General features: G+C 38.2%; 2 protein-coding genes. Both read right to left on the bottom strand.

Annotated elements, in window-relative coordinates; translation table 11 throughout:
- The coding region (locus tag HG1285_RS01810) for a cbb3-type cytochrome c oxidase subunit I (RefSeq protein WP_008289298.1) at positions 1 to 860 on the bottom strand (860 nt) is incomplete at its 3' end.
- Positions 861 to 873: 13 nt separating this feature from the next.
- Positions 874 to 1,311 (bottom strand): cytochrome c, encoded by a 438-nt coding sequence (locus tag HG1285_RS18490; protein WP_008289296.1) that lies wholly within the window; start codon positions 1,309 to 1,311, stop codon positions 874 to 876.
- Positions 1,312 to 1,486: the final 175 nt, after the last annotated feature.

Raw genomic sequence — 1,486 nt, 5'->3', positions numbered from 1 at the left:
AAGTTAATTAAAACTGAAGTAACAGCAAACTCAACAGCAACTGTTGCGAATACTGCAGAGTACTGAGCAAACATTGGTATTGGAGACCATAAGAAGTGGTGAACCCCGTTCATTGGATAGAAGAATGCAAGTCCCCAGAATCCAAGAAGTGATAAACCGTGAGACCACATTGGTTTTTTCATAATAACTGGTACAAAGTAGTACATTAATCCCCAGGCAACTGGAGTAACGTACAGTCCCACGAGGTCATGAATGAATGTAGATTGAACAGCCCCAGCTCCTGAACCAACAGACCAGAATCTTGGAATAAAATTACCCATGAAAACAACAAGAGGTGTCCAAACTAACATTGCAGAAATGTACCATCCTGAAACGTATAAAGGTCCTCTTTGTGAAGCTTTGTATAATGGAGCTCCAAACTGGAGTAAGTGTAATAATAACCAGAATACGATTATTGGGTCTAACCACCAAGGAGTTTCACCCCATTCAACGTTATCAGCCTGACCAAAGAATAATATAGCAACAACTGTAATTAAAACTGCAGCTTGAAGTGCAATAAACATAAACCATCCAAGAGCATCACTTAAAACTCTGTACCCTGTAAATCTTGGAATAGCCCAGTATAAAAGTCCTGTAAACATGTTTACTAAAAAGCCGTAAGCAGCACCAGCGGTGTGTATCATTCTTACTCTACCAGGAGATAAAAATTCAATTCCTGGGAATGGATAAATTCCATCAAGTTGTAAAGAATATAAAAATCCCATTAGTGCAACAATAATGAAGAATATTAGTCCCATAGCAACATGGGCTTTAACAAGACCATAATTAACTAAATTTTTCAATTCTTGAGTATTACTCATTTTTCAGCCCTCCTTATTTACCTTTGTTCATTAAGTAAGTAATGTAAGAAACTAAATCCCATCTGTCTTGTTCTGAAAGATAGCTGAAGGCCGGCATTGGTGAACCTTCAAGACCTACAGTTAAAACTCTAAATGTATCTTCAGGTTTAGGACCTTCTGCTCTTACTGGATAAGTTAAATCTGTAGGAGGAACTGGAAGTGTTGCAGCTATAGGACCATCTCCACGTCCTTGTTGTCCATGACATGCTGTACAGTTGGTTGCATAGAGATTTTTCCCTCTTTCAATTGACTCTGGAGTTCCAAAGTAAGAAGGTCTTTTTATATTTCCATAAACAGACTGGCATTTTTTAGGGTCAGGTTGACCTTTTTCCCATTTGTCTCTTGCAAAGGATTTAATATAAGCTATAACTGCCTTTTTCTGAACTTCAGGTACAAGTTTAAATGAAGGCATTGGAGTTTGAGGTAATCCCCAGTTTAATACATGAAGTAAATCCTCATCTGTAGGTAAGCAACCTTCTGGTGTTGATTTCCATCTAAATACTGCAGTGTGAAAGTTTGGTGGTTTGTCTTTGAAAACTGTGCAGCCTGAGATTTTCCATCACCATTTACACCATGACATCCCACAC

Source organism: Hydrogenivirga sp. 128-5-R1-1, assembly GCF_000171895.1.
Note: the sequence above shows the minus strand (reverse complement) of the source record. Positions and strands in the feature narration are given on the sequence as shown.